29 protein-coding genes are annotated in these 25,269 nt (G+C 40.6%); 1 reads left to right on the top strand and 28 read right to left on the bottom strand.

Annotated features, from left to right (window positions below; translation table 11 throughout):
* Nucleotides 1–3: 3 nt before the first annotated feature.
* The 11 genes from C1A05_RS01685 to C1A05_RS01635 form a co-directional block, all read right to left on the bottom strand.
* Nucleotides 4–405, bottom strand: coding sequence for a F0F1 ATP synthase subunit epsilon (locus tag C1A05_RS01685; RefSeq protein ID WP_102026435.1), 402 nt, complete (start codon nt 403–405; stop codon nt 4–6).
* A gap of 31 nt (nt 406–436) precedes the next feature.
* A complete protein-coding gene (atpD, locus tag C1A05_RS01680) occupies nt 437–1,849 on the bottom strand; it encodes a F0F1 ATP synthase subunit beta (protein WP_102026434.1) in 1,413 nt (470 codons plus the stop codon).
* Nucleotides 1,850–1,883: 34 nt separating this feature from the next.
* Nucleotides 1,884–2,747 carry a F0F1 ATP synthase subunit gamma gene (locus tag C1A05_RS01675; protein ID WP_102026433.1) on the bottom strand — a complete coding sequence of 288 codons (864 nt, stop codon included), beginning with the start codon at nt 2,745–2,747 and terminating at the stop codon, nt 1,884–1,886.
* Between the two features lie 49 nt (nt 2,748–2,796).
* Nucleotides 2,797–4,305, bottom strand: a complete 1,509-nt coding sequence (gene atpA / locus C1A05_RS01670) for a F0F1 ATP synthase subunit alpha (protein WP_102026432.1) — start codon at nt 4,303–4,305, stop codon at nt 2,797–2,799.
* A 15-nt stretch (nt 4,306–4,320) separates the two neighbouring features.
* Nucleotides 4,321–4,869, bottom strand: a complete 549-nt coding sequence (locus tag C1A05_RS01665; RefSeq protein ID WP_102026431.1) for a F0F1 ATP synthase subunit delta — start codon at nt 4,867–4,869, stop codon at nt 4,321–4,323.
* Complete coding sequence (gene atpF / locus C1A05_RS01660; RefSeq protein ID WP_102026711.1) at nt 4,866–5,375, bottom strand: F0F1 ATP synthase subunit B; 510 nt, start codon at nt 5,373–5,375, stop codon at nt 4,866–4,868. The genes C1A05_RS01665 and atpF overlap by 4 nt, the downstream gene beginning before the upstream one ends.
* 208 nt (nt 5,376–5,583) lie before the next feature.
* Nucleotides 5,584–5,796: a F0F1 ATP synthase subunit C gene (atpE, locus tag C1A05_RS01655; RefSeq protein ID WP_102026430.1), complete on the bottom strand. Its 213-nt coding sequence runs from the start codon at nt 5,794–5,796 to the stop codon at nt 5,584–5,586.
* 55 nt (nt 5,797–5,851) lie between these two features.
* On the bottom strand, nt 5,852–6,574 hold the full coding sequence (atpB, locus tag C1A05_RS01650; RefSeq protein WP_102026429.1) for a F0F1 ATP synthase subunit A: 723 nt from the start codon (nt 6,572–6,574) through the stop codon (nt 5,852–5,854).
* A gap of 2 nt (nt 6,575–6,576) precedes the next feature.
* The gene (locus C1A05_RS01645) at nt 6,577–6,966 is read right to left on the bottom strand and encodes an ATP synthase subunit I (RefSeq protein ID WP_102026428.1); all 390 of its coding nucleotides are present in this window, start codon (nt 6,964–6,966) and stop codon (nt 6,577–6,579) included.
* 1 nt (nt 6,967) lies between these two features.
* Nucleotides 6,968–7,192, bottom strand: a complete 225-nt coding sequence (locus C1A05_RS01640) for an AtpZ/AtpI family protein (RefSeq protein ID WP_102026427.1) — start codon at nt 7,190–7,192, stop codon at nt 6,968–6,970.
* A gap of 242 nt (nt 7,193–7,434) precedes the next feature.
* Nucleotides 7,435–9,606 (bottom strand): S8 family serine peptidase, encoded by a 2,172-nt coding sequence (locus C1A05_RS01635; protein WP_102026426.1) that lies wholly within the window; start codon nt 9,604–9,606, stop codon nt 7,435–7,437.
* Nucleotides 9,607–9,718: 112 nt separating this feature from the next.
* On the opposite strand from C1A05_RS01635, the gene C1A05_RS17925 reads away from it, so the two are divergent.
* Nucleotides 9,719–9,865 (top strand): hypothetical protein, encoded by a 147-nt coding sequence (locus C1A05_RS17925; RefSeq protein ID WP_159461960.1) that lies wholly within the window; start codon nt 9,719–9,721, stop codon nt 9,863–9,865.
* A 194-nt stretch (nt 9,866–10,059) separates the two neighbouring features.
* On the opposite strand, the gene upp is transcribed toward C1A05_RS17925, so the two are convergent.
* From upp to glpX, 17 genes are all read right to left on the bottom strand, one after another.
* Complete coding sequence (gene upp / locus C1A05_RS01630; protein ID WP_102026425.1) at nt 10,060–10,689, bottom strand: uracil phosphoribosyltransferase; 630 nt, start codon at nt 10,687–10,689, stop codon at nt 10,060–10,062.
* A 324-nt stretch (nt 10,690–11,013) separates the two neighbouring features.
* A complete protein-coding gene (gene glyA / locus C1A05_RS01625; protein WP_102026424.1) occupies nt 11,014–12,252 on the bottom strand; it encodes a serine hydroxymethyltransferase in 1,239 nt (412 codons plus the stop codon).
* A 53-nt stretch (nt 12,253–12,305) separates the two neighbouring features.
* Nucleotides 12,306–12,887 carry a TIGR01440 family protein gene (locus C1A05_RS01620; RefSeq protein ID WP_102026423.1) on the bottom strand — a complete coding sequence of 194 codons (582 nt, stop codon included), beginning with the start codon at nt 12,885–12,887 and terminating at the stop codon, nt 12,306–12,308.
* Nucleotides 12,888–12,905: 18 nt separating this feature from the next.
* Entirely contained in the window at nt 12,906–13,355 is a 450-nt protein-coding gene (rpiB, locus tag C1A05_RS01615; RefSeq protein WP_102026422.1) for a ribose 5-phosphate isomerase B, read from the bottom strand.
* 40 nt (nt 13,356–13,395) lie between these two features.
* Nucleotides 13,396–14,691, bottom strand: coding sequence for a methyl-accepting chemotaxis protein (locus C1A05_RS01610; protein ID WP_102026421.1), 1,296 nt, complete (start codon nt 14,689–14,691; stop codon nt 13,396–13,398).
* Between the two features lie 20 nt (nt 14,692–14,711).
* Nucleotides 14,712–15,311 carry a low molecular weight protein arginine phosphatase gene (locus tag C1A05_RS01605; RefSeq protein WP_102026420.1) on the bottom strand — a complete coding sequence of 200 codons (600 nt, stop codon included), beginning with the start codon at nt 15,309–15,311 and terminating at the stop codon, nt 14,712–14,714.
* Nucleotides 15,312–15,432: 121 nt separating this feature from the next.
* Nucleotides 15,433–15,678 (bottom strand): hypothetical protein, encoded by a 246-nt coding sequence (locus tag C1A05_RS17830; RefSeq protein WP_145997274.1) that lies wholly within the window; start codon nt 15,676–15,678, stop codon nt 15,433–15,435.
* A 36-nt stretch (nt 15,679–15,714) separates the two neighbouring features.
* Nucleotides 15,715–16,269, bottom strand: a complete 555-nt coding sequence (locus C1A05_RS01600) for a manganese efflux pump MntP (RefSeq protein ID WP_102026419.1) — start codon at nt 16,267–16,269, stop codon at nt 15,715–15,717.
* Nucleotides 16,270–16,359: 90 nt separating this feature from the next.
* The gene (locus C1A05_RS01595; protein WP_102026418.1) at nt 16,360–17,391 is read right to left on the bottom strand and encodes an L-threonylcarbamoyladenylate synthase; all 1,032 of its coding nucleotides are present in this window, start codon (nt 17,389–17,391) and stop codon (nt 16,360–16,362) included.
* 198 nt (nt 17,392–17,589) lie between these two features.
* The gene (locus C1A05_RS01590; RefSeq protein WP_102026417.1) at nt 17,590–18,033 is read right to left on the bottom strand and encodes a hypothetical protein; all 444 of its coding nucleotides are present in this window, start codon (nt 18,031–18,033) and stop codon (nt 17,590–17,592) included.
* Nucleotides 18,034–18,097: 64 nt separating this feature from the next.
* Nucleotides 18,098–18,712 (bottom strand): stage II sporulation protein R, encoded by a 615-nt coding sequence (spoIIR, locus tag C1A05_RS01585; protein WP_102026416.1) that lies wholly within the window; start codon nt 18,710–18,712, stop codon nt 18,098–18,100.
* Nucleotides 18,713–18,904: 192 nt separating this feature from the next.
* A complete protein-coding gene (gene prmC / locus C1A05_RS01580; RefSeq protein ID WP_102026415.1) occupies nt 18,905–19,771 on the bottom strand; it encodes a peptide chain release factor N(5)-glutamine methyltransferase in 867 nt (288 codons plus the stop codon).
* 1 nt (nt 19,772) lies between these two features.
* Nucleotides 19,773–20,843, bottom strand: coding sequence for a peptide chain release factor 1 (gene prfA, locus C1A05_RS01575; RefSeq protein ID WP_102026414.1), 1,071 nt, complete (start codon nt 20,841–20,843; stop codon nt 19,773–19,775).
* 236 nt (nt 20,844–21,079) lie between these two features.
* Nucleotides 21,080–21,697 carry a thymidine kinase gene (locus C1A05_RS01570; RefSeq protein WP_102026413.1) on the bottom strand — a complete coding sequence of 206 codons (618 nt, stop codon included), beginning with the start codon at nt 21,695–21,697 and terminating at the stop codon, nt 21,080–21,082.
* Between the two features lie 270 nt (nt 21,698–21,967).
* Entirely contained in the window at nt 21,968–22,213 is a 246-nt protein-coding gene (locus tag C1A05_RS01565; protein ID WP_102026412.1) for a type B 50S ribosomal protein L31, read from the bottom strand.
* Nucleotides 22,214–22,404: 191 nt separating this feature from the next.
* On the bottom strand, nt 22,405–23,679 hold the full coding sequence (gene rho, locus C1A05_RS01560; RefSeq protein ID WP_373419457.1) for a transcription termination factor Rho: 1,275 nt from the start codon (nt 23,677–23,679) through the stop codon (nt 22,405–22,407).
* A 540-nt stretch (nt 23,680–24,219) separates the two neighbouring features.
* Nucleotides 24,220–25,191 carry a class II fructose-bisphosphatase gene (glpX, locus tag C1A05_RS01555; RefSeq protein WP_102026410.1) on the bottom strand — a complete coding sequence of 324 codons (972 nt, stop codon included), beginning with the start codon at nt 25,189–25,191 and terminating at the stop codon, nt 24,220–24,222.
* Nucleotides 25,192–25,269 lie beyond the last annotated feature (78 nt).

The raw sequence follows: 25,269 nt of genomic DNA, 5'->3' as shown, positions 1-25,269 counted from the left end.
TAATTATTTCGATTCTGCAACCTTCAAACGGTTGATTGCACGCTTTAGTGCAATTTCTGCACGTTTGAAGTCCACATCATCTTGTTTTTCTTGTAGACGTCGTTCTGCACGTTCTTTTGCTTTACGTGCGCGTTCGATGTCAATGTCACCTGGTTTTTCAGCTGACTGGGCTAATATTGTAACCTTATCAGGACGCACTTCCAAAAAGCCGCCGCTGACAGCTATGTGATCAGAATGTCCTTCTTTTTTCAAACGTACTGCGCTAATCGTTAGTGGCGCAACAAGAGGGATATGTCCTGGTAAAATACCTAGCTCTCCACTCTCTGCTTTACAGCTAACCATTTCGTACGCATCTTCCAATACAGGGCCGTCAGGAGTGACAACACTCACAGTCAGTGTTTTCATGCGAACTCCTCCTTGCGCTTAAGATTCCCCATTATTGTTCCATTGCTTTCGCTTTTTCGACAACTTCCTCGATGCGTCCAACTAGACGGAATGCATCCTCTGGAAGATCGTCGTATTTACCTTCAAGAATTTCTTTAAATCCTTGTACCGTTTCAGAAACTGGTACGTATGAACCTTTTTGACCAGTAAACTGCTCTGCAACGTGGAAGTTTTGAGATAGGAAGAATTGAATACGACGAGCACGTGCTACCGTAAGCTTATCTTCGTCACTTAATTCATCCATACCAAGGATTGCGATAATATCTTGAAGTTCGCGATATTTTTGCAATGTTTGCTGAACTTTACGTGCCACTTCATAATGCTCTTCCCCAACAATGTTCGGGTCAAGTGCACGAGATGTAGAAGCTAGTGGATCCACCGCTGGGTAGATACCCATCTCTGATAATTTACGCTCCAGGTTTGTTGTAGCATCCAAGTGAGCGAAAGTTGTTGCTGGCGCTGGGTCTGTATAGTCATCGGCAGGTACGTATACAGCTTGGATAGAGGTGATGGAACCTTTATCTGTAGATGTAATACGCTCTTGCAATTGACCCATGTCAGTTGCTAGTGTTGGTTGGTAACCAACGGCAGAAGGCATACGACCTAGTAGGGCAGATACCTCTGAACCAGCTTGTGTAAAGCGGAAAATGTTATCGATAAATAGCAATACGTCCTGACCTTGTTCGTCACGGAAGTATTCAGCCATTGTAAGACCAGTTAGGGCTACACGCATACGTGCACCTGGTGGCTCGTTCATTTGTCCGAATACCATGGCTGTTTTCTTAATAACTCCAGAATCGCTCATTTCAAAGTATAGGTCGTTCCCTTCACGAGTACGCTCCCCTACACCTGCAAATACGGAAATACCACCGTGCTCTTGAGCAATGTTGTTAATTAATTCTTGGATAAGTACGGTTTTACCTACACCTGCACCACCGAATAGACCGATCTTACCACCCTTAATATAAGGAGCTAGCAAGTCTACTACTTTAATACCTGTTTCAAGAATTTCTGTTTTTGTTGATAAGTTTTCGAACTTAGGTGCTTGTCTGTGGATTGGGTCACGACGATTTGATGCATCTACTGGATCTTGTAGGTCGATTTCATCTCCTAATACGTTAAATACACGTCCAAGAGTTGCTTCCCCTACTGGTACAGAGATTGGTGCACCTGTATCTACAACTTCCATTCCACGAACGAGACCTTCTGTTCCTGACATCGCAATTGTACGTACTGTATCGTCACCTAGGTGCAAAGCAACTTCAAGTGTTAAATTAATTTCAACAGCATCGTCACTTGCAGCTTGGTTAACAGTTAATGCGTTTAAAAGCTCAGGTAGTTTGCCGCTTTCGAACTTAACGTCAACTACTGGACCCATAACCTGAACTATTTGTCCTTTGCTCATCCTATTTCCCTCCTTACGTAACTTCTAAAATATCCTATTCTAATGCTGCTGCTCCACCAACGATCTCGGTAATTTCTTGAGTAATTGCTGCCTGACGTACACGGTTAAAGGTTAACGTTAAGCCATCAATCAACTCATCAGCATTATCTGTAGCATTTTTCATTGCTGTCATACGGGCAGCATGTTCACTTGCTTTACTGTCTAAAATCGCTCCATAAATCAAGCTCTCTGCATATTGAGGTAACAATACCTTCAATATTTCCTCTTGATTTGGTTCATACTCATAGCTGCTTTTCGGCTTACTATCCGCACTTGCCAAATCATTTAATGGAAGGATTTTCTTCTCTTCCACCTCTTGAGATATTGTATTGATAAAGTGATTGTAGTAAATATATAGTTCATCAATTTCCTCATTCACGAAAAGGTTTACCGTATCATTTGCGATGGATTTAATATCCGCAAAATCTGGTTGGTCGCTAAGACCTACGATTTCATAGGAAATTGGTGCGTTTTGTTTTTTGAAAAATTCACGTCCAACCTTACCGAATACGATCACCGTATATTCATCAGGAGATGCGTGACGGCTACGGATTGCGTTCATTGCTTTACGAAGGACGTTACTGTTATAAGCTCCAGCAAGACCACGATCTGCTGTAATCACTAAGTAGCCTGTTTTCTTCACTTCACGTGATTGTAACATGGGATGATTTGCATCCATGCTACCAGATGCAATACTAGCCACTACTTCTTGAATTTTCTCCATATATGGAACAAAGTGTTTTGCATTTTGCTCCGCACGGTTTAATTTGGAAGCAGAAACCATGTGCATTGCACTTGTAATCTGTTTCGTCTTCTTCGTGGACGAAATTCTTGCCTTTATGTCATGAAGGGATGCCACACTGATTCACCACCTTTATATAGGGCTTGCTTTTTATTAAAATCAACCATTACTCAGAAACGACAAATGTCTTTTTGAAGCTTTCAATTGCATTATTGAATGCTTCTGTTTCAGGTAATTGACCAGTGCTCTTAATTGTATCAAGAACATCTTTCGCATTCTTTTCCATCCATACAAATAGTTCACTTTCAAAACGGTGAATATCTGCAACTGGAATATCATCAAGGAATCCATTTACTAGTGCGTAAATGATGGATACTTGATATTCAACGCGTAGTGGTTGGTGTAGGCCTTGTTTAAGAACCTCTACAGTACGTGCACCACGGTTTAATTTTGCTTGAGTTGCTTTATCAAGATCAGAACCAAATTGAGCGAATGATTCAAGCTCACGGTAAGATGCTAGGTCTAGACGAAGCGTACCAGCAACTTTTCTCATGGCTTTAATTTGGGCAGAACCACCTACACGGGATACGGAAAGACCTGCGTTAACCGCTGGACGTACACCGGAGTGGAATAAATCAGACTCAAGGAAAATTTGTCCATCAGTGATGGAAATTACGTTAGTTGGAATATAAGCAGAGATATCTCCTGCTTGTGTTTCAACGAATGGTAGTGCAGTTAAAGAACCGCCACCAAGTTCATCACTAAGCTTTGCAGCACGCTCTAGTAAACGACTGTGTAAGTAGAATACATCCCCTGGGAATGCTTCACGACCTGGAGGACGACGAAGTAATAGGGAAAGCTCACGATAAGCTGCTGCTTGTTTTGATAAGTCATCATATACAACTAGTACGTGTTTACCGTTATACATGAATTCTTCACCCATTGTTACACCTGCATATGGAGCAAGATATAATAATGGAGCTGGTTGAGATGCACCTGCAGATACTACGATTGTGTAGTCAAGAGCACCGTGTTGACGTAGTGTTTCAACTACTCCACGAACAGTAGATTCTTTTTGACCAATTGCAACGTAAATACAAATCATATCCTCATCTTTTTGGTTAATGATTGTATCTAGAGCAACTGCTGTTTTACCAGTTTGACGGTCTCCGATAATTAACTCACGTTGTCCACGACCAATTGGGATCATAGAGTCAATTACTTTAAGACCAGTTTGTAATGGCTCATGTACAGATTTACGTGCCATAACACCTGGAGCTGGAGATTCAATCGGACGAGTTTTTGTTGTTTCAATTGGACCTAACCCATCAATTGGTTGACCAAGGGAGTTTACAACACGACCAATTAACTCTTCACCTACAGGAACTTGCATGATTCGACCTGTACGACGAACTTCGTCACCTTCACGAATTTCTGTGAATGGGCCAAGAATAACGATACCAACGTTATTTTCTTCAAGGTTTTGTGCCATACCCATTACACCGTTAGAGAATTCAACAAGCTCACCGTTCATGACATTATCAAGCCCATGAACACGTGCGATACCGTCCCCAACAGAGATAATCGTACCGACATCACTTACTTCTATATCAGACTCATAATTTTCAATTTGCTGCTTGATCAGTGCACTGATTTCTTCAGCCTTGATGCTCATTCCATTTCACCCCTATCATCGATTGTTTACAGAAACAAGATTTCGCTCGATTCGCTCTAATTTACCACTTACACTACCATCGTAAATACGGTTTCCAATCTTTAGCTTCAATCCACCAAGAAGGGATGTATCTACAATGTTTTGAATGCGAAGTGCATTAAGGCCTAACTTTTCTGCAAACACTTTTTGTAGTGATTCTTTTTCATCATCGGATAATTCACGAACAGAATACACTTCTGCTTCTTGAACACCGTTAAATTCGTTTACCATTCCAACAAATGCGGATGCCATTGCAGGAATTTCTTCCGCACGTCGACGATCAATCATTAAAGATAATGTATTGATCAATTCCTTAGAAGCATGTTGGAAAGCATCTTTAACGATTGCTTTCTTTTGCTCTGTAGAAACAGCCGGATGGTTTAAAAATGTTGTTATATTGCTGTTTGTTTCAAAAACTTCACGCACTACTCGTAGCTCTTCTTCAAGAGTAGCAAGTAGTGATTTTTCTTGTCCGAGTTGGAAAAGGGCAACTGCATAACGATTTGCTACAACTGAATGACTCATCGTTCGCCGCCTACCTCTTTAATGTATTCGCTAATAAGTTTTTCTTGGTCTTTCTCAGAAAGCTCTTTTTCAATAACTTTGCTAGCAATTTTAACGGACAAGGACGCAACTTGATCTTGTAATGCTTGAATAGCTTTGTCACGCTCTTGTTGAATTTCAACGCGTGCAGCTTCTTTTATACGATCTGCTTCTGTACGAGCAGCTAGAACAATCGATTGTTCCTGCTCCTTAGCAGTTTGTTTCGCATCTTCAATAATTTGTTGTGCTTGAGCTCTTGTGTTACGAATTTCGTCTTGAGCTTCTTTCGCTAATCTTTCCGCTTCAGCACGGTTTTTCTCAGCGGTATCAATTTCACTTGCAATGTGCTCTTCACGTTCCTTCATTATTCCCATTAATGGTTTCCATGCAAATTTCTTTAGTAGGAAAAGAAGAATAATGAAAACAACGAGCTGAGCGATCATGTCGCCTGCATTAAAATTGAATCCACCTGCATTTAATACAAGCATGTTTGTATCTAGCACTGCCTTCACTCCTTTCGCCTAAACATCCATAAGAGGCTAAATTGATTCCTCTAGGCGTGTAGCTCGCTTATTTTACAACTAAAAATATAACTACAATAAAAGGAATGGCGAAGTTTTTAAGTACTCTATACTCCGCCATTATGTTTTTCAAAACGTTACGAAATGAATCGTTTCGCCTCGAACGTAAAAATCGTTACATTACCATAAATGCGATAACTACTGCGATGATCGGAAGTGCCTCTACTAGTGCTACCCCGATAAACATTGTTGTTTGAAGAGCACCACGTAGTTCTGGTTGACGTGCAATACCCTCAACTGTACGACTTACGATAAGACCGTTACCAATACCTGCACCAAGTGCCGCTAAACCTACTGCGATTGCAGCTGCTAATACTCCTAATTCCATTTAAAATTCCTCCTCAAAAATATAATAATTCCTAATTAGATTTTAAAAATATAAATTAATGGTCATGACTCACTTTGTGGGACATATAAACCATTGTTAACATTGTAAAGATAAATGCCTGTATTGCTCCAATAAAGATACTAAATCCTTGCCATGCCATCATTGGGATAAATCCTCCGATAGCTCCAAATACGCCAGATGTCATCATTCCTGCTAGTAAGCCTAGCAAAATTTCACCGGCATAGATGTTACCGAAGAGACGAAGACCTAATGTCAACGTATTGGCAAATTCCTCGATAATTTTGAAAGGTAACATGAAAGGAAGTGGCTTGAAAAACCCTTTTCCATATTCCTTGAATCCCATAACCTTGATGCCATAGAAGTTTGTCAAAAGGATAACCATAGCTGCCAACGTCAATGTGATGCCTGGGTCTGATGTTGGTGATTTCCACCATAGCTCATGGTTGATGGTTATCATTGTGATAACCCCTAAAATGTTAGCGACAAAAATGTACATAAGCAACGTTAACCCTAAAGGAAGAAATTGCTTACCGGTTTTCCAATCCATGTTGCCGCCAATTATTCCTTTAACAAAATCAATGACCCACTCCATAAAGTTTTGAAGACCTTTTGGCTTTCTTTGTAAGTTACGGCTAGCTACAACAGCTAGGATAAAAACGATAGCGGATGCTATTACCATCATTAGTACGTTGGAAAGGTTAAAATCCAACCATGACAGACCAAATACATCCTCTAACAAAGGTGCACCGTGATCCAACTTTATTCACCTCGCTTCCTAGGGTATGTGTCTTTGTGGTGTAGAATAAAATCTATCATAATAACAATGTAAATTGTCATTAACCCAATAACAACTGCTATCATATGGAAATATTGCGGATAGCGGAGCGCAATTATTACGGCAAGAGCAGCACCTGCTAGTCGCGAAAAAGTACCTATCGCTCTTGCGGCTACATTGTTTGCTGCAGCATGTCCAACTTGGTTAATTTTTCGCTGCAACACCCAGAGGTTAAAGAAACTAATTGAGGAGCCTAAAATCAGGCCTAAAAAAACATTCTGGTAGGGGGTAAAACCCCAGCCAATAAACATTAAGGCAAGTAAGTAAAGCATCCATTTCCGTTGTCGGTTCACCATCATTTTGTAATCTGACATACTACTTGTCTCCTGTAAACTTGTTCACTAAGTAAATTGTGCCATAAACACCCGAAGCTAATCCAATCATTAGACCAATAATTAAGAATACTGGAGTCGTAGATAGCTTTTGGTCAACCCATCTCCCAAGGAATATGCCGATTAGTGTGGAGCCGGCAAGCTGAGAGACGATTGCACTTGTTAATGCAATTGCATGGAACGGATTTTCATTTTCCTTTTTGCCCAATTTTAAAAACTCCTAAGAAAAGAAGTTGTATGTAAGAGTTATCCCCTTACGAGAGTAGGTTCACTACTATTTTCGCAGATATAGAAGATTATTTCACGAAAAAGTTGAAAATTTGTCGGAAAATGAGAGAAAATTCTCATTTTACAAATTTGAGTGAAAGCCCTACCACACACCCAGATTAGCATACAATAGCATCTTTTCTTTTGTCAATCGATATGAAGGAGAAATTTGTAAAGTGAAAATTAAGTTTGAAAATCTGTCACAAATGCATCGTAATTTTCTCCATTTACTATCTTGACAAAAACAAGATATTGTCCTTCTTCCATTTTCCTCTGCTTTATTTTGCCACTAAACATACCAGGTTGAATATCTTCCTGCTCCTCTATTGTTTTCACATACTGAAGGGTATCTGGATCATATAATTCAATAGACATGTTATCCGCACCGTCAGGCAAGTACATATTATATTGATATGTTTCTTGATCGAACGGTTCTATCGCAAGCTCAAATCCGGCAATCTTTGGATAATCAGCTGTTTGGTTTACAAAGAGATATGGCAAAAATGTTGGATTATTATCATTATATAATGTTAACCAGCCCTGGTGTACCCCCTTCGCTAATTTACCAGAATCCACCTTTAGCTTTACTGTAATCGCCTTCTTTTCCTTTGGGCCAATATAAAAGGTTTGCGGTATCTCCCACTGGTAGCCTTGTATGTGCTTTGGATAATCAAAGGTAAACTTCTTTTCTTTGTTTGTCCGATTTTCAATCACGATGTCCATCTTTTTTTCCTCGGTGTCCTCTGTAAATTTTCCAAAGGTAAGCCGGCTTCCATAAATTAATACATCTGGGTTTATCGCTTGCTCCACCTGTATTTCTCCCATCCCTTGTTCAATTGGAAGGTATTTGTTCCCCTCTTCATTTAAGATAGGCTTTCCCGTACTTAACACTGCTGCCTTCATTTTTTCCGGTCCCCAATCTGGATGGGCTTCTTTTATAAGCGCAAGAACACCCGCTACATACGGTGCCGCCATACTCGTTCCCTGAAACTCTTGATAGGTCCCCCCTGGAATCGTTGAGGCAATTTGAACGCCAGGAGCCAGTATTTCCGGCTTAATATCCCAGTTCGCAACAACCGGTCCTTTTGAGCTAAAGGAGGCGAGCTTCTCTTTCACCTCCTTGTATTCAGTTGAAACAAACCGCTCCTTTTCTATTTGCTCTACTAACCATTCTCCGTCCTCTTTGGATATGCTGGCGACAGGAATCGACAACGGCACCTCCAATCCCCCCTGAAGAGGACCTGCCTCATTGTTGTAAATAATAACCGCTTCTGCCCCTGCTTGCTCTGCCCGCATTGCTTTTTCGGTAAAGGATATTTCACCGCGCTCCATTACTACAATTCGGTTACGCGCGTTCGCAATTTCCTCTTTTCCAAGTCCGGCATCGAGCATTTTATAATCCCTCGTTAGATTCCAATCCATAGAACCAGACATTGGAGTGAGGGGAATTTTTTTATCCTCTAGTGGAACCGTTAAATAAGGTACTTTAATTTTTTCAATGGAAGCCCCAACAGATAATGCTTTCACGGACGTTGCAGGGGAAGACACCGTCCAATTATTCGGCCCTTCATTCCCGTTTGCAATCACAACCGCAACCCCCATCTCAATCGCCTTGTTCACCGCAATACTAGTTGGCCAGTCCGGACTGTTAATGGTACTACCAAGGGATAAATTTACAATATCCATCCCATCCTCCACCGCTTTTTCCAAAGCCGCAACAATCCCAACAGAAGATCCAAAGCCACCTGGACCAAGTGCTCGATATACATAAATATCTGCATCTGGAGCAATACCTTTCATTTCCCCATTGGCCGCAATAATTCCTGAAACATGCGTGCCGTGCTGTGTTGGCATCCCTTGCTCTGGCAATGTTTCCATTGGGTCCTCATCAAAATCAACCACATCATAACCACCCTTATAATTCGTTTCTAGGTCTGGATGCTCATGGTCAATCCCTGTATCAATCACCGCCACCTTCACACCTTTCCCCGTATACTTCGAATCTGTCTTTCTTTCCGGCGCTTTTATCTGATTCGCCTTTTCACTCGTCATTGTCGGAACCTCATATGCCCGTACAGGATGACTCGTCCGAATAAAATCCTCTTTCTCAATATCGTTCAAGTCCTTCATTTTTCCTTTAAGCGCAATCGCATTTAGCAATGTGTCATAAACTTGCACCACCTCCACAAACGGGTGGTAATCCTCAATATACTCCTTCCACTCATATGGATCCCCTTCTACTTCCACAATAATCGAAACGTCCTCTTGAAGCTGCCCATGCACTGGTTGAAGAGGTAGCGTTACAAGTGACATAAACAAACAAACCATAATAATCAGGTAAGCTATTCGTTTCATTCGGCATTTCCCCTATTTTTTTCTTTTATTCTTTGCGGGAGTTGGTAATTTTATGCATGGGTAGGTTGAGAGATTGGTTTATTTTTAGGGATTTATGGTGCTGGTTGGAGGATTGTTACGGTCTGTTGTAGGATTATTTTATGATTTTGTTGAATTCGAAGTGGATTTTGGAGGATTATCCACCTATTTTGCCGAATTAACCCAGCCTATTGAAGGATTCATTCATCTCACCCCAGAATCAGCGCGCTCCATTGGATGATTATCCACGCTAACCCCGGAATCAGCGCGCTCCATTGGATGATTCCTCACCTATTTTGACAAATTAACCCGACATATTGCATGATAAACACAATCCCCCCTTGAATTACCACACACCACAATTAAATTCCACCTACAAAAATCCACAATCCCCCTCCCAAAACACAAAAAAACAGACCTCAAATTGAGATCTGCCTACTTCGTACCATACAGTCTATCTCCTGCGTCCCCTAGACCTGGTACGATATATCCTTTTTCATTTAGCTTTTCGTCCTTAGCAGCTAAATAAATATCTACATCTGGATGTGCTTCTTGCACTGCTTCAACACCCTCAGGCGCAGCAATTAAGCACATTAAACGAATTTGTTTTGCTCCACGTTTTTTCAATGCTTCTATTGCAACATTTGCAGACCCGCCAGTTGCGAGCATTGGATCGATGACAATTAATTCACGCTCTTCAATATCGGATGGAAGCTTTACATAGTACTCAACCGGTTGCAAGGTTTCTGGGTCACGATATAATCCAACGTGTCCCACCTTAGCAGCAGGAATAAGCTTCAAAATTCCCTCTGTCATCCCAAGCCCTGCACGTAAAATCGGAATGAGGCCTAGCTTCTTACCAGCCAACACTTTCGCTTTTGCAGTGGATACAGGCGTATCAATTTCCACATCTTGCAAAGGAAGGTCTCTTGTAATCTCAAAAGCCATTAATGTTGCCACTTCATCAACTAATTCCCGAAACTCTTTCGTTCCTGTACTTTTATCTCTTATGTATGTTAGTTTGTGTTGAATTAATGGATGATCAAATACGTACACTTTTCCCATGGGCAAAACACTCCTTTATTATTTTATTAACGAACAAATTGTAACTTTTTTCGACATCTTTAAAATTGTACTAAAAAAGACCGTGTGGTTTCAACTAGATAGATGATATTTTTCGATTTCTATTTTGGATGTTGTGGAAATTATGATGCAATGTAAATTGGTTATATTCTTTAGTATGACCTCTTTATTCAACCGTTTTCGTGAATAATTCCTCAGTAAATCGGAATTATTCCATAAAACTCGAGCTTTATTCAACAAGATCGGCCAATAATTCCACAAATAAAAGGGCTGATTTGGAAACGTAAACCAAATCAACCCTTTTTATTAATTTGCATATAATGGATATTTTTCTGTAAGTGCTAATACACGCTTTTTCGCTTCTTCTAGCTTTGCTTCGTCTTCATGATTGTTCAATGTAAAGGAAATGATGGATGCAATTTCATCCATATCCTCTAAACCAAAGCCACGTGTTGTAACAGCTGCAGTGCCGACACGAATACCACTTGTAATAAATGGACTTTCTGGATCAAATGGAATTGTGTTTTTATTCGTCGTAATTCCTACATCATCTAATGCCTTTTCTGCAACTTTTCCAGTAAGACCAAGCTCACGCAAATCTAATAGTAATAAGTGATTGTCTGTTCCACCTGAAACAAGACGTACGCCCTCTTTCGTTAAAGCTTCACCTAAACGTTTTGCATTGTCGACAATTTGCTTCGTATATGTAGAAAAGCTCTCCTCTAGCGCTTCTTTAAAAGCAACTGCCTTCGCAGCAATAATGTGCATTAATGGACCACCTTGCAATCCTGGGAATACAGATTTATCAAGCTTCTTTGCAAACTCCTCTTTGCAAAGCACCATGCCTCCACGAGGACCACGTAATGTTTTATGAGTCGTTGTTGTTACAAAATCTGCATATGGTACAGGATTCGGATGTAGACCTGTTGCGACAAGTCCAGCAATATGCGCCATATCCACCATTAAATAGGCGCCTACCTCATCTGCAATCTCACGGAACTTCGCGAAATCAATAACACGAGGATATGCACTAGCTCCTGCAACAATTAACTTCGGTTTTACTTCCTTCGCTTTTTGCAACACCGCGTCATAATCGATTTGCTCCGAATCTTTATCTACACCATATTCCTCGAAGTTATATAATTTACCACTGAAATTCACCGGGCTACCATGTGTTAAATGTCCCCCATGGCTTAAATTCATACCTAAAACGGTATCACCAGGCTCTAGAACCGTAAAATATACCGCCATATTTGCTTGGGCACCAGAATGGGGTTGAACATTCGCATGGTCTGCGTTAAAAAGCTTTTTCGCACGATCTCTCGCTAAGTCTTCCGCAATGTCTACATACTCACAGCCGCCATAATAACGACGATGCGGATACCCTTCTGCATATTTATTTGTCATGACAGAGCCAGCAGCTTCCATCACTGCCTCCGATACAAAGTTTTCCGATGCAATTAACTCAATCTTATCCTGCTGACGTTTTCTTTCCTTTTCAATTGCCGCAAAAATTTCTGGGTCTTTCGCTTTTAAATGGTCCATTCTTTCTCCTCCTTCACCTTTTGAAAATTCTATATGAATCAGTAAGGGGATGTTTAATCACATAGCATGCTTTTCGCTTGGTCCTTACTGTATACAGCACGTTCTCCACCGATAAGCTTCGGTCTTGTTCTGGCAAATGTTACATGTGCAGCACCAATGTTTTTTTGCCTCAATCGGATTGGTACTACAACTGGCTTCAAGTGCATCCCGATAAACGTATCGCCAATATCCATACCTGCATGGGCTTGGATTGATTCTACAAGCACTGCATCCTGCATCTGTTGAAATGCATACGCAGCCATCGAGCCCCCTGCGCCTGGAACAGGAATTGCCGAAACCTCTGTTAATCGAAATCTCTCTAGTACGTCTTCAGAAACGACTAAAGCACGATTCAAATGCTCGCAGCACTGAAATGCTAAGGATACACCTGTCTTCTCTTCTAATTTACGAAAAGAGGTAAAGAGCTCCTTAGCAATTTGCTTATTTCCCGATGTACCAATTCGTTCCCCTGCAACTTCACTCGTGGAGCACCCAATAACAAATAGCTCCCCTCGCTTTAACAATCCAAGGTCGATCCACTCACTTACAATTGTGTCCACGTCGTTTTGGATATCCTCTAATGGTATGTTAGCCATGTTCATCACACCTTAGGTTTATAAGTTACTTTTGCCTTCATACTCTGCAATTTTGCCAATTCGGTTTGCGTGGCGTCCACCCTCAAATTCAGAGCCTAACCATGCCTTTACAATTTCAACCGCAAGACCTGGGCCAATCACACGCTCACCCATTGCAATCATATTGGCATCATTATGGGCCTTTGTCATTTTTGCACTAAACACATCATGCACTAAGGCACAACGAATCCCTTTTACTTTGTTCGCTGAAATCGACATTCCAATTCCAGTTCCACAAATCAAAATGCCAAGATCAAATTCTCCACTTGCCACTTTTTCTGCAGCAGGAATCCCGTAATCAGGGTAATCCACAGAGCCCTCACAATTACAGCCCATATCTACATGCTCGATATTCATATCTGTTAACAACTGACTTATCTCACGGCGTAAATTCACGCCACCATGATCGGATGAAAGTACAATTCTCATTGTGTGTAACCACCTTTTTCCTTGCTACTTATAGTATATGTTACTTTTCGATATTAAATTGATGTATATGCTTTTTCAGATTTTGAGCTTGCCCTTCTAATTGTACCGCAATCTTACTAATGTCTTGTATAACAGCGTTCTGTTGTTGAATGGATGCACTGACCTCTTCTGTTCCCGCTGTTGTTTCCTCCGAAATAGCCGCCACTTCTTGGGATTGTTTCTGCGTCTCTTCCATTGTTCGAAGCTGTTGGTTCATCAACTCTGAAATTTGAGCAACTGCATCAACTACTTCATTAACAGATGTCGAAACCTTTTCAATAGCAACATTGGACTGCTCGCCTTTTTCTGCTTCTTGACGGGCATATTCCACCTGCTCTTGAATTCGTTTCACCACCTGCTTTACAACCTCTTGCATCGTTGAAATAAGCTCCCCAATACCTTGTACAGCTGTTGCACTTTGGTCCGCTAGTTTACGAACCTCCTCGGCAACAACCGCAAAGCCACGACCATGCTCCCCAGCTCTAGCCGCTTCAATGGATGCATTTAAGGCAAGTAGGTTCGTTTGCTCAGCAATTTCCCCAACTAGTGAAATGATTGCTTCTACTTCTGTTGCATTTTTCTCTAGACGTTCTACATCCGTTAAACTGTTTTCCTGCTCTTTGGATACGTTTTGTACACTTTCCACTAAGCTTTTTATAATGACCTTCGATTGGGTTAATGTCTCAAGCATTTCTTCAGATAGACGGAAGGAATGCTTTGCTTTTTCTTGCACTTCCCCCGCAAGTCTGGTCGATTCCTCTACGGCTTCTGCTGTTTGCAAAATAGATGAGGAGGAAGTCTCCGCACCTGATGCTATTTCTTCAATCGTTTGACCAATCGCATTGGCTTGCTCTTCTGCATCTGTTGCAGCCTGTTTTATCGTTTCTACCGAATGATTGGTTTCATCGAAATTTTTCTCTATGTTTGTAATTATACCACGGAGATTTGCTAGCATTGTATTAAACGCTAGGCCTAAAGCACGAATTTCATCATCGGATCTCGAAACCTCTACATCCTCAGAAATATCTCCCTGTGCTGCTTGTGTAGCTGCATCCTTTAGCTTAAGCAGTGGCTTCGTAATGAATCCTGCTGCAAAATAAGCCAAAATCCCTGACCAAATAATCCCTAATACCAATGTCACAATGGTAAACACTTCTTGTGACAACCCAACAAAATTTCTTAATTCATCATTTAAAACATAAATAAAGACAGCACTTGTTCCATACGTTATTAAAGCTAATACGGTAGTAAATACGACTAATTTTATACGTAAACTAAACCGATGCTTCTGCTTCATCTTTTTCCCCCCAGAAAAATCTATCCTATATGCTTATTGTCTAATTTTTCTAACAAGAGTTCAATATATTTTTCGACTTCTTTAAAGGTTTTTCGATAAATGTCCACATTTCCGCCAAATGGATCGGAAATATTAACATTTGCAAGCTGTTTTTCTAGGTTTCGTAATGTATTTATATCTTTCTGTAAATCCTTTTCTATTTGCAGTGGCGCCATTCCTTGAGCAGACAATTGTGCACGCTTCTCTTCTAGTAGGGAATACCCTTTCTTTACGTCATTCCAGATCTTTTGCTGCTCTTCATCCACATACTCCTTCAAGGTTTGAATTTTATCCACACGATCCGGAAATTGCATATGAAGCGCCTGTTTATGGTCGACCGTCATCGTTAAAATCAAATCCGCCCACTGAATCAATTCCGGTGTAACCGGCTGAGATTGGTGCTGACATGGGATTCCCTTCTCCGTCAGCACCTGCTTCGTACCACTCGAGGCTGGCTGACCAAATCCTGCATATAATCCAGCAGATTGCACTTCTATATCCTGTGATCTCGATTTTAAAATCGCTTCCGCCATCGGACTTCTGCACGTATTACCAGTACAAACAAACAAGACTCTTTTCATCTAAGAAAACCTCCATTCAAGTCTTGATATTCTAATGAAACTATATCATATGCAAATAGGCTTGAACAATGGAATGGCGGTAGTTGGAGGATGGTTCTGGATGTACATTTTGTGAATTATTTTACTTAGTTGTGGAATCATCCCGGGATTTGGCTGAATTCTTTCGCTTTGTTGTGGAATTATGTTGATATGTTGCTGATTTATGGAGATTTATTGTTGAATTAATCTGATGTGCTGTTGAATTCTGCTCCGCAACTGTTGAATTAAACCCATGCACTGTTGATTTCCGCACCGCAACTCTTGATTTCCGCACCGCAACTCTTGATTTCCGCCCCATGGACTGTCCGAATTCCACCCCGCACCCCACAAAAAAACCTCTCCTTCCAAAGAAAGAGCGGTCCTATCAAACAAATAACAAATACAACCCAAAAGCACACAATATTGCTCCCCCAAGGATTTCGCTGTAGGGCCCTAACACCCCGCTCACCTTTCTCGCGAGTAAAAACCCTAACCATGTTAACGCTGTGCAGGCGCCGCCAAATAGTAATAGAGCAACAATGGTATGTACCCCAAACATGCCAAGACTTAATCCGACCGAGAAGCTATCTAAACTAACAGTAAAGGCAAAAAATAGTAAGCCAAATCCCTTGACCATTTTTGTATTATTTGTATCACTAGAGAAGGACTCTAAAAACATTTGTATGCCTAAAACGATGAGCAATACCCCACCCATTATGACAGCGAAGGTTCCGAATTTCTCCGATAAAATGTTGCCAAGAAGGATTCCTAGGAAAGGCATTACCATATGAAAAATACCCATCACAATCCCAATTGTAAAAATTTTTCGCAACCGGACCTCCAGCATTCCCATTCCGAGACTAACTGAAAATGCGTCCATCCCAAGCGCAATTGCCATTAGCGATAACGTTAGCCATTCCCCTAGAATATACGTAATCATAAAAGAACCCCCTCGGACATGCTACAAACAAAATATATGTCAGAGGGGACAAGTTTAGAAGTATTCGATTCTTTTTATGAAAAAATTTCGTTATTTTACCATTTTCGTTGCAGCTTTCTCTAGACGATTCATAACTGCAACCCCAACCCCTTCTTTTGGATAAGTTTGACCGATGATGATATCCACATCCTCTTTATTAAACGCACGCAAAACATCATATATGTGCTTGGCAACCTCACTCAGGTCCGATCCATGTCCACAGGTTTTCACTACAACATCTTGAAATTGATCGCGGTTTTCCTCGCTGACCATTACCCCAACTCTCTTACCTTCCTGTTGCATGAGAGAAACCACTTCCTTTATTCTCTCTACACTTCCTTCCACTAGCCATAACGGTGCATTTGGAGCATAGTGGGTATACTTCATGCCTGGTGCTTTTGGTTTTTCACTGTTATTCTTCAATGCGACATCAAATAATACAGGGCCAACCACTTGTTCCATTTCCTCTTTCGTGACGCCACCAGGTCGCAATATGACTGGTAGATCCCCCGTGCAATCTACAACCGTTGATTCGACACCTACTCCGGTTGGTCCACCATCCAGAACCCCATATATTTTCCCGGATAAATCATCTAACACATGCTCTGCAGTTGTTGGGCTCGGGCGACCAGACTGATTTGCACTAGGAGCTGCGACTGGTTTACCACTAGCCTTCAACAGCGCAATCGCAACTGGGTGGTCGGGAAAACGTACCCCCACGGAATCTAACCCTGCTGTTACATTTTCCGCGCAAGCCCCGTTGCTTTTTAAAATAATCGTTAAAGGGCCTGGCCAAAACGCATCCATTAGCTTTACTGCCTTTTCAGGAATTTGACTTACGATTTGCTCCACCTGCTTTTGTTCCCCAATGTGGACAATCAGTGGATTATCAGAGGGTCTTCCTTTTGCCTTGAAAATTTTATCCACAGCTTCCTCTGAAGTAGCATCTGCCCCAAGTCCATATACGGTTTCTGTTGGGAAAGCTACTGTATGTTTATGTTGAATTGCTTCCGCAGCTTGTTGAATCGCTGAATTGTTTTCCGTCACTTGTATGTTTTGTAAATCCCAATATTTTGTGTCCATTCCTTGCACTCCTGTCAATTACGAACATTTCCATACTAATTATGATACGTTTTTAGTTAGCTTGGCAAGTAATTCAAGTTATCCACAACACAATACCGTTATACACATTAAAAAATGCTAGTATGACAGCACCTGAGCCATCCTAGCATTTTATTTTTACAGAAATATTACATTTTTACACATCGTTTACACAGGTTATCAACAAGACTTATCCACAGCTGTTGATAAATATGTTGGTAACATCCACCAATTCCCCTGTTTATCCACGGATGCTGTGATACTTTTTGGTTGATCATCGCTGTTTTCAAATCCCCAGCTCTTAAATAATGTATCTGTGGATGAGCTGTGACTAAAGGCATAAATTCGTTTCAAACCAGCCTGTTGTGCAGCTTCTTTTATCCAGTCTATCCCTAACATGATCATTGCTGGGCTAAAATCCTCTTTAAAATATAGGGTGCGTAGCCATCCCTCTTTGTTTTCACAAGGTACTAAGGCAAAGAATCCTAGCTTTTCACCCTTCATCTCTATAAATCTACCAAACTTATATAAATCATCTTTATCTGTTTGTTTATGCCAATGCTCTCCAAAAAACGCCTCTACTACTGCTTTACTTGCCTCTTGTGCCGGTAGAATATTGATCATCCATCTCACTCCCATTTCATTATCTATTTCTACTCTATGAACGGAGGTGATAGAATATGCTCGGTTATTTAAATAATAGATTGATCAGCTTGTCAATCCACTCAAATAGGAAAAACTTCACTTCTACCTTTTTTTCACCGGGCACTGTGGACATATTTTCAGCTGTATCGTCAGCAGATACGCTCGTTCCATTTGAAAAATCCAAGAAGCATAACGGTGGGAATAACACACACCACCAATTGTCCCCTTCACCTTCACCAAGTGTTATCAAAACAGCTTCGTATACACCTGCTGGGTACACTTGATTTCCGTATACTTTAGACGGGAATTGCACATCGCCAAAGGTAACGTCAAAGGACTGATTTGCTCCATTTTCCTGAAGAACCTCTTGCACAATTTGTTCAATATTAATTAAATTGCCTTCTATTACATCACGAGCTGTATGGATGTCCTCAAGGGTCATGACCCATTCGGTAATTTCCGCATTTACGCGGTCGCGAATTTCTCTTTTTATTTGTTGGTCGGCATCACTATTTGAATTAGCTAAAATGCGTAAGCGAATCGAATCATCTGGTATAACCTGATATTCTCCTGTTGCATTGGAACTATTGCCAAAACCAATTAACGGATTCATAAAGAAAATAATTGCAACTGTTACGAAAAAAATAATCTTTTTCATTTTGTATGGCCCCCTATAACCTAATCTTGGTCTCAGTATGGGCACGACTCTATTATTTTAAACATCGGAAAATGAAATTTTGCTAGAGTTTTTTACTAGAATAGCTTGTGAGGTACTGTGGTTACCCGGTTGGAGGAATTTAAAGGTTTATTGGTAAAAAGCCTGATAAATAAAAAAATTGCTAGCCCTAATTTAGAGCCAGCAGTACACGATTCGGTCTTTTCCATTAATATCTTCTACAATTTGTGGATTACTTTGTGGATAAGTTGTTAATAAAAGTTGTTTCACTGCCTCACCTTGTTGATAACCAATTTCAAATGCAATCAAAGCCTTTTGTTTTAAAACCTTTGGCAAATCCTTAATAATGGCCCGATACGCATCAAGCCCATCATCTCCTGCAAAAAGCGCAAGCGACGGATCATAGTCACGTACGGTATCCGATAGCTCCTCCCGATCATGGATGGAGATATATGGCGGATTAGAGACTAGAATATCCACTTTTATATTTTTTTCAATTAACGGTTTTAAAAAATTGCCTTGTAAAAATTCTACTTCTGCTCCAAGCCCATTGGCATTTTTCCTCGCAATCGCCAGTGCTTCTTCTGAGATATCCACAGCTTTTACGTCTAAATGCGGGTTTTCCTTTTTCAATGTGACACAAATAGCCCCAGATCCTGCCCCAATATCTACAGCCGTAAGTGGCGTTGCATTATAGTCAAAGCCTTTGGAAATCTGCTGTAACACAAGCTCCACAAGCTCTTCTGTTTCTGGTCTTGGGATAAGAACATGTTCATTCACCTGAAACGTTCTCCCATAAAAATGTTCATAGCCCAGCAAATGCTGAATCGGTACCCCTGTTTCTCCATGGGATTTGATTTGCTCCACAAATATATCCACATATTCATCAGGCATCGGGTCTTGTAGAGAGGCTAAAAGCATGGCACGAGATAGGTTTAAATGATGCATCAGCAATATATCCACAACATTTTCTTCGCGATTGTGTTCCTTTAAAAAAAGAGAAGCCCAGCGTCGGGCCTCCCATATGGTTTGGAATGACATATTACTCACCGATAGCTTCTAGACGTTTTGTTTGTTCCTCAATGATTAATGCATCAATGACTTCGTCTAGCTTTCCTTCTAGAATCTGGTCTAGCTTTTGAATCGTTAAACCAATTCGATGATCGGTTACGCGATTTTGTGGAAAATTATACGTACGAATACGCTCCGAGCGATCTCCAGTACCTACTGCAGATTTTCTTGTTTCGTCGTATTCTGCTTGAGCCTCTTGCTGGAATTTCTCATACACACGGGCACGAAGAACTTTCATTGCCTTTTCTTTGTTTTTAATTTGTGACTTTTCATCCTGACAAGATACAACAGTACCAGTTGGAAGGTGGGTTAAACGAACTGCAGACATGGTCGTGTTAACACTTTGTCCACCAGGGCCACTTGATGCGAACGTGTCGACACGTATATCCTTTTCATGAATGTCTACTTCCACTTCTTCTGCTTCTGGTAAACAAGCGACCGTTGCAGTGGAGGTATGAATTCTTCCGCCAGATTCTGTTTCTGGAACACGCTGCACCCGGTGTGCACCATTTTCGAATTTCAATTTAGAATAGGCACCTTTCCCATTTACCATGAAAATGATTTCTTTGTATCCGCCAACATCGGCCTCGTGATACTCAATGATCTCTGTTTTCCATCCTTGCGCTTCTACATAACGGCTGTACATACGATACAGATCTCCAGCAAATAATGCAGCCTCATCTCCACCAGCAGCTCCACGAACTTCCATAATTACGTTTTTATCATCGTTTGGATCTTTCGGGATTAGTAAAATTTTCAACGTTCCTTCAAGCTCTTCTTTCGCACTGGATAATTCACTGATTTCTTCTTTAACCATGCTTAGCATTTCATCATCTAATGAATCCTCTAACATCGCTTTCGCATCATTCAATTGAGAAGAAATATCTTTATATTCGCGATACTTTTCTACGATTTCTTGAAGGTCTGATTGTTCCTTTGAATACTCTCTTAACTTTTTCGAATCACTTATAACCTCAGGATCACTTAACATCTCATTTAATTTATCGTAACGATCCTCAAGGGATTGTAGTTTATCTAACATGAACGTCCACCTCTTCTTTTCCTAAGCAATCTAATTATAGTATAGGCAATCATGCTAGTCAAAAGTAGAATTTAGAATGGGAATATGGAGCCGGTGCCAATATGGGATTCGACACATTTCGGGTGGTGCCAGGCACTCCAAACCAAACTGCCCGCACAAAGACACGATTCGACACATTTCGGGGAGTGACAGGCACCCTCAAACAAAAAAAACTGCTGGCTCCCCAGCAGTTCTCCTTATTTCACAATGCTTTTTCTTGCTATTCTTGTGATATTAGGTTTATTTGGTACTTCATGATGATGTCGGCAGCGTGGCTCGTACGATTCAGAGGCACCTACCATAATAATGGGATCATCATAGGATGCGGGCTTTCCGTTAATTAACCGTTGGGTTCTGCTAGAAGGTGAGCCACACACTGGGCAAATTGCATTTAATTTGGTCACTTCTTCACTAAGTGCCATCAATTCTGGAACTTGTCCAAATGGTTCTCCACGAAAATCCAAATCAAGGCCAGCAACTACAACACGATAGCCTTGGTTCGCTAAGTCTTGACAAACCTCCACGATGTGTTCGTCAAAAAATTGTACTTCATCTATACCGATTACATCGTAAGACTCATCTATGTAATCGTATATTTCCAGTGATTTATTAATGGGTTGCGCTACGACAGAATTTCCATTGTGGGACACAACAGATTCTTCTGAATAGCGATTATCAATAGCAGGTTTAAACACTTTTACTTTTAAATTTCCATACGTTGCGCGGCGGACACGGCGAATAAGCTCTTCAGACTTACCGGAAAACATACTTCCGCATATTACTTCCACCCATCCACTTTGTTTCATTACAAGCACGTGGAGCTCTCCCTTCCAATCATCTCTTTCAAAAATACAATACTTTCATTATATCGGACATGTTGTGTTTCCTTTATAGTAAAAAGGAATCATCTTTATACGATTTATTTTTTCAAATTCACTTCATTATAATCAAAAGTGGCCAATAAAAAAACAGGCAAAATATTGCTGTTTTGCCTGTTTTTATTCACATTTAATACGGGCAGTAACGCCACCACTTGGATGGGTGTACTGCCCGAGGATGTGGGATTAAATAGACTCCGGAGAATCTTATTTAAGGTTATATTTTTTCTTAAAGCGATCCACACGACCACCGACTTTATCAGCTTTTTGCTGACCAGTGTAGAATGGGTGAGAAGCAGAGCTGATCTCTACACGGATTAATGGATATGTGTTTCCATCTTCCCATTCAATTGTTTCATCGGAGTTAAGTGTTGAACCACTCAAAAATTTAAAATCTGAGCTAGTATCAAGGAATACAACTTTTCTGTATTCTGGATGAATGCCTTGTTTCATGTCTATTTTCACTCCTTTTGCCCTGAATCATTTTTGAGACAGAGTTAATGTCAAAAACACTGTTTACAGTGATTATTCATACTTTTGAACTCACATAGAAAGATTATAACAAGCTACTATTCATTTTGCAACCTATTTTCTATGATAGGAACGCTTTCGAAAATTAGTACATTCCTTGCTCTAATGCCAAATTAGCGACGGGGATGAGCTTTCCCTTTCATTTCGTCATCCATCATTTGGTAAAACTCTTCATTTGTCTTCGATGCTTTTAGTCGACGTAAGAAGCGTTCTACGAAATCTGGAGAATCGTTCATTGTTTTGCGAATTGCCCACATTTTTTCCATTTGGGATTTCGTTAAGAGCAGCTCTTCCTTACGTGTACCAGAACGTAAAATATCAATAGCAGGGAAAATACGACGCTCTGCTAAATGACGGTCTAAGTGAAGCTCCATATTACCAGTACCTTTGAATTCCTCGTAAATAACATCGTCCATTCTTGAACCAGTATCCACAAGCGCTGTAGCTAAAATCGTAACACTTCCACCTTCTTCGATATTACGAGCAGCACCAAAGAAACGTTTAGGACGGTGGAAAGCAGCTGGGTCAATACCACCTGATAACGTACGTCCACTTGGCGGAATAACTAAGTTATAAGCACGCGCTAATCTTGTGATACTATCCATCAAGATAACAACATCACGCTTATGCTCCACAAGACGCATCGCACGCTCTAATACTAGCTCCGCGACTTTAATATGGTTATCTGGCATTTCATCAAACGTTGAGCTCACAACGTCTACATTCTCATGTACCGAACGTTCAATATCGGTTACTTCCTCTGGTCTTTCATCCACAAGTAAAATAATAAGCTTTGCATCTGGATGATTCACTGAAATGCTATTGGCAATTTCCTTTATTAGCATTGTTTTACCAGCCTTAGGTGGAGCAACGATTAGACCACGCTGACCAAAACCAACAGGTGTCATTAAATCCATAATGCGAGTAGAAAGCTTATGAGGAGCTGTTTCTAACTTCATTAAACGATCTGGATATAATGGGGTTAATGCCGGGAAGTGTACACGTTCTTTTGCGGAATCAGGGTCTTCACCATTTACCGCATCCACGTGTAGCAAGCCGTAGTAGCGTTCGTTTTCTTTTGGAGGACGAACCTTACCAGATACTTTGTCTCCATTACGCAAGTCAAATCTACGTATTTGAGATGCCGATATATAAATATCCTCTGCACTTGGAGAATAATTTATTGGCCGTAAAAAACCAAATCCCTCTGATGGAATGACTTCTAGTATTCCATCCATAAATAAATAACCATCTTTCTCCGCTTGTGCTTTAAGAATCGCAAAGATTAATTCTTTTTTCGTTAATTTTGAATAATAAGAAACTTTAAATTCTCTTGCTTGTGCATATAATTCCTTTAAATTTAAGGATTCCAGTTGTCCTATTGTCATTGCAGACACAATATCACCACTTTATTTAATTTTTCATGCATTGTAAAAATTTATATAACATTATGAAACAATCATTCCACTTTCAAAACTATCAAAGAAAAGGAAATTGAAACGAATCAGGAGAATAGAAATCTTGAAGTTTTACTACCCAAGTAATACATTTGCAGGCACCAATTGTAAAGGATGCAAGTCTCCATTGATAGCCGACTTACGTATACCACTCGACCTTTTCGGTATTCAAAATTACAGTTAAGGTGCTTCTATACGTATTATGTTTGATTGGGTAGTACAAGTACGAGGCATTCACTCTATTAAGCTTAGTACTTGCCAAGTTTCTTGATTGTAGAAGAAAGGGGGTTTTCGAACCACCTTGATACAAACATTATCATTTTAACCCTATTTACATAATTTATTCAATAGGGTTTTTCAAAATACCTTCTTTTATTAAGAAAATTAGCTTATATTCTAGTTTTAAATAGCCTCGGCAAAAGATTTTAGAAGAGTAACTAATGAAAAAGCCAGGCTTGGGCACCTGACTCCTTAACTATTCTTTAACACTAGGTTTGGTTTTTTCTTTAAACTATGATTGCCATCGATAAAACGAATGGTACCAGATTTGGCACGCATGACAACGGTTTGCGTTGTAGCTTTAGTACCCCTAAACTGAACACCTTTCAGAAGCTCCCCGTCTGTAACACCAGTGGCTGCGAAAATAGCATCATCGCCACCACAGAGGTCTTCCATCATTAAGACACGGTTAATATCTTCAATGCCCATTGCCTTGCAACGTCTTAATTCTTCTTCATTTTGAGGGAGCAGCTTTCCTTGTAGCTCTCCACCTAGACATTTCAGCCCTACAGCTGCAAGAACTCCTTCTGGGGCACCACCAGAACCGAATAAAATGTCGACACCTGTATGATCAAATGCTGTATTCAGTGCAGCAGCTACATCCCCGTCTTGAATCAACTTAATGCGAGCGCCGGCCTTACGTATGTCATGTATCAATTCTTCATGGCGTTCACGGTGTAATACCGTTGCCACAACATCCTCTATATCTTTCCCCTTTGCTTTTGCAACAGCTTGTAGGTTGTCGATTACAGGAGCATTTATATCTACTTTCCCAACCGATTCCGGACCTACTGCAATTTTTTCCATATACATATCAGGGGCATGCAGCATTTTCCCATGGTCCGCAACAGCTAATACAGCTAATGCATTCCATGTCCCTAATGCCACAATATTGGTTCCCTCTAATGGATCCACTGCTACATCTACTCTTGGTCCATAGCCATTTCCTAATCGTTCCCCAATATATAGCATTGGTGCCTCATCCATTTCCCCTTCTCCTATGACAACTGTACCCTTCATTGGGATGGTATCAAATACATTACGCATGGCAGTTGTTGCAGCATCATCCGCTTCATCCTTCTTTCCTCGCCCCATCCATCTCGCTGAGGCTAAAGCGGCAGCTTCTGTGACCCGTGCCAATTCCATTGTCAGACTTCTTTCCATCGTTTCCCTCTCCAATTTCAATATTTATTTTCTCTCATATCTTTATCTATTTCATTGGATATTAAGCAAAAACGCCTT

The organism is Salirhabdus sp. Marseille-P4669, assembly GCF_900240405.1.
In the GTDB taxonomy this organism is placed as follows: Bacteria; Bacillota; Bacilli; order Bacillales; family Alkalibacillaceae; genus OEQK01.
This window is presented reverse-complemented; position numbering and strand designations above follow the sequence as displayed.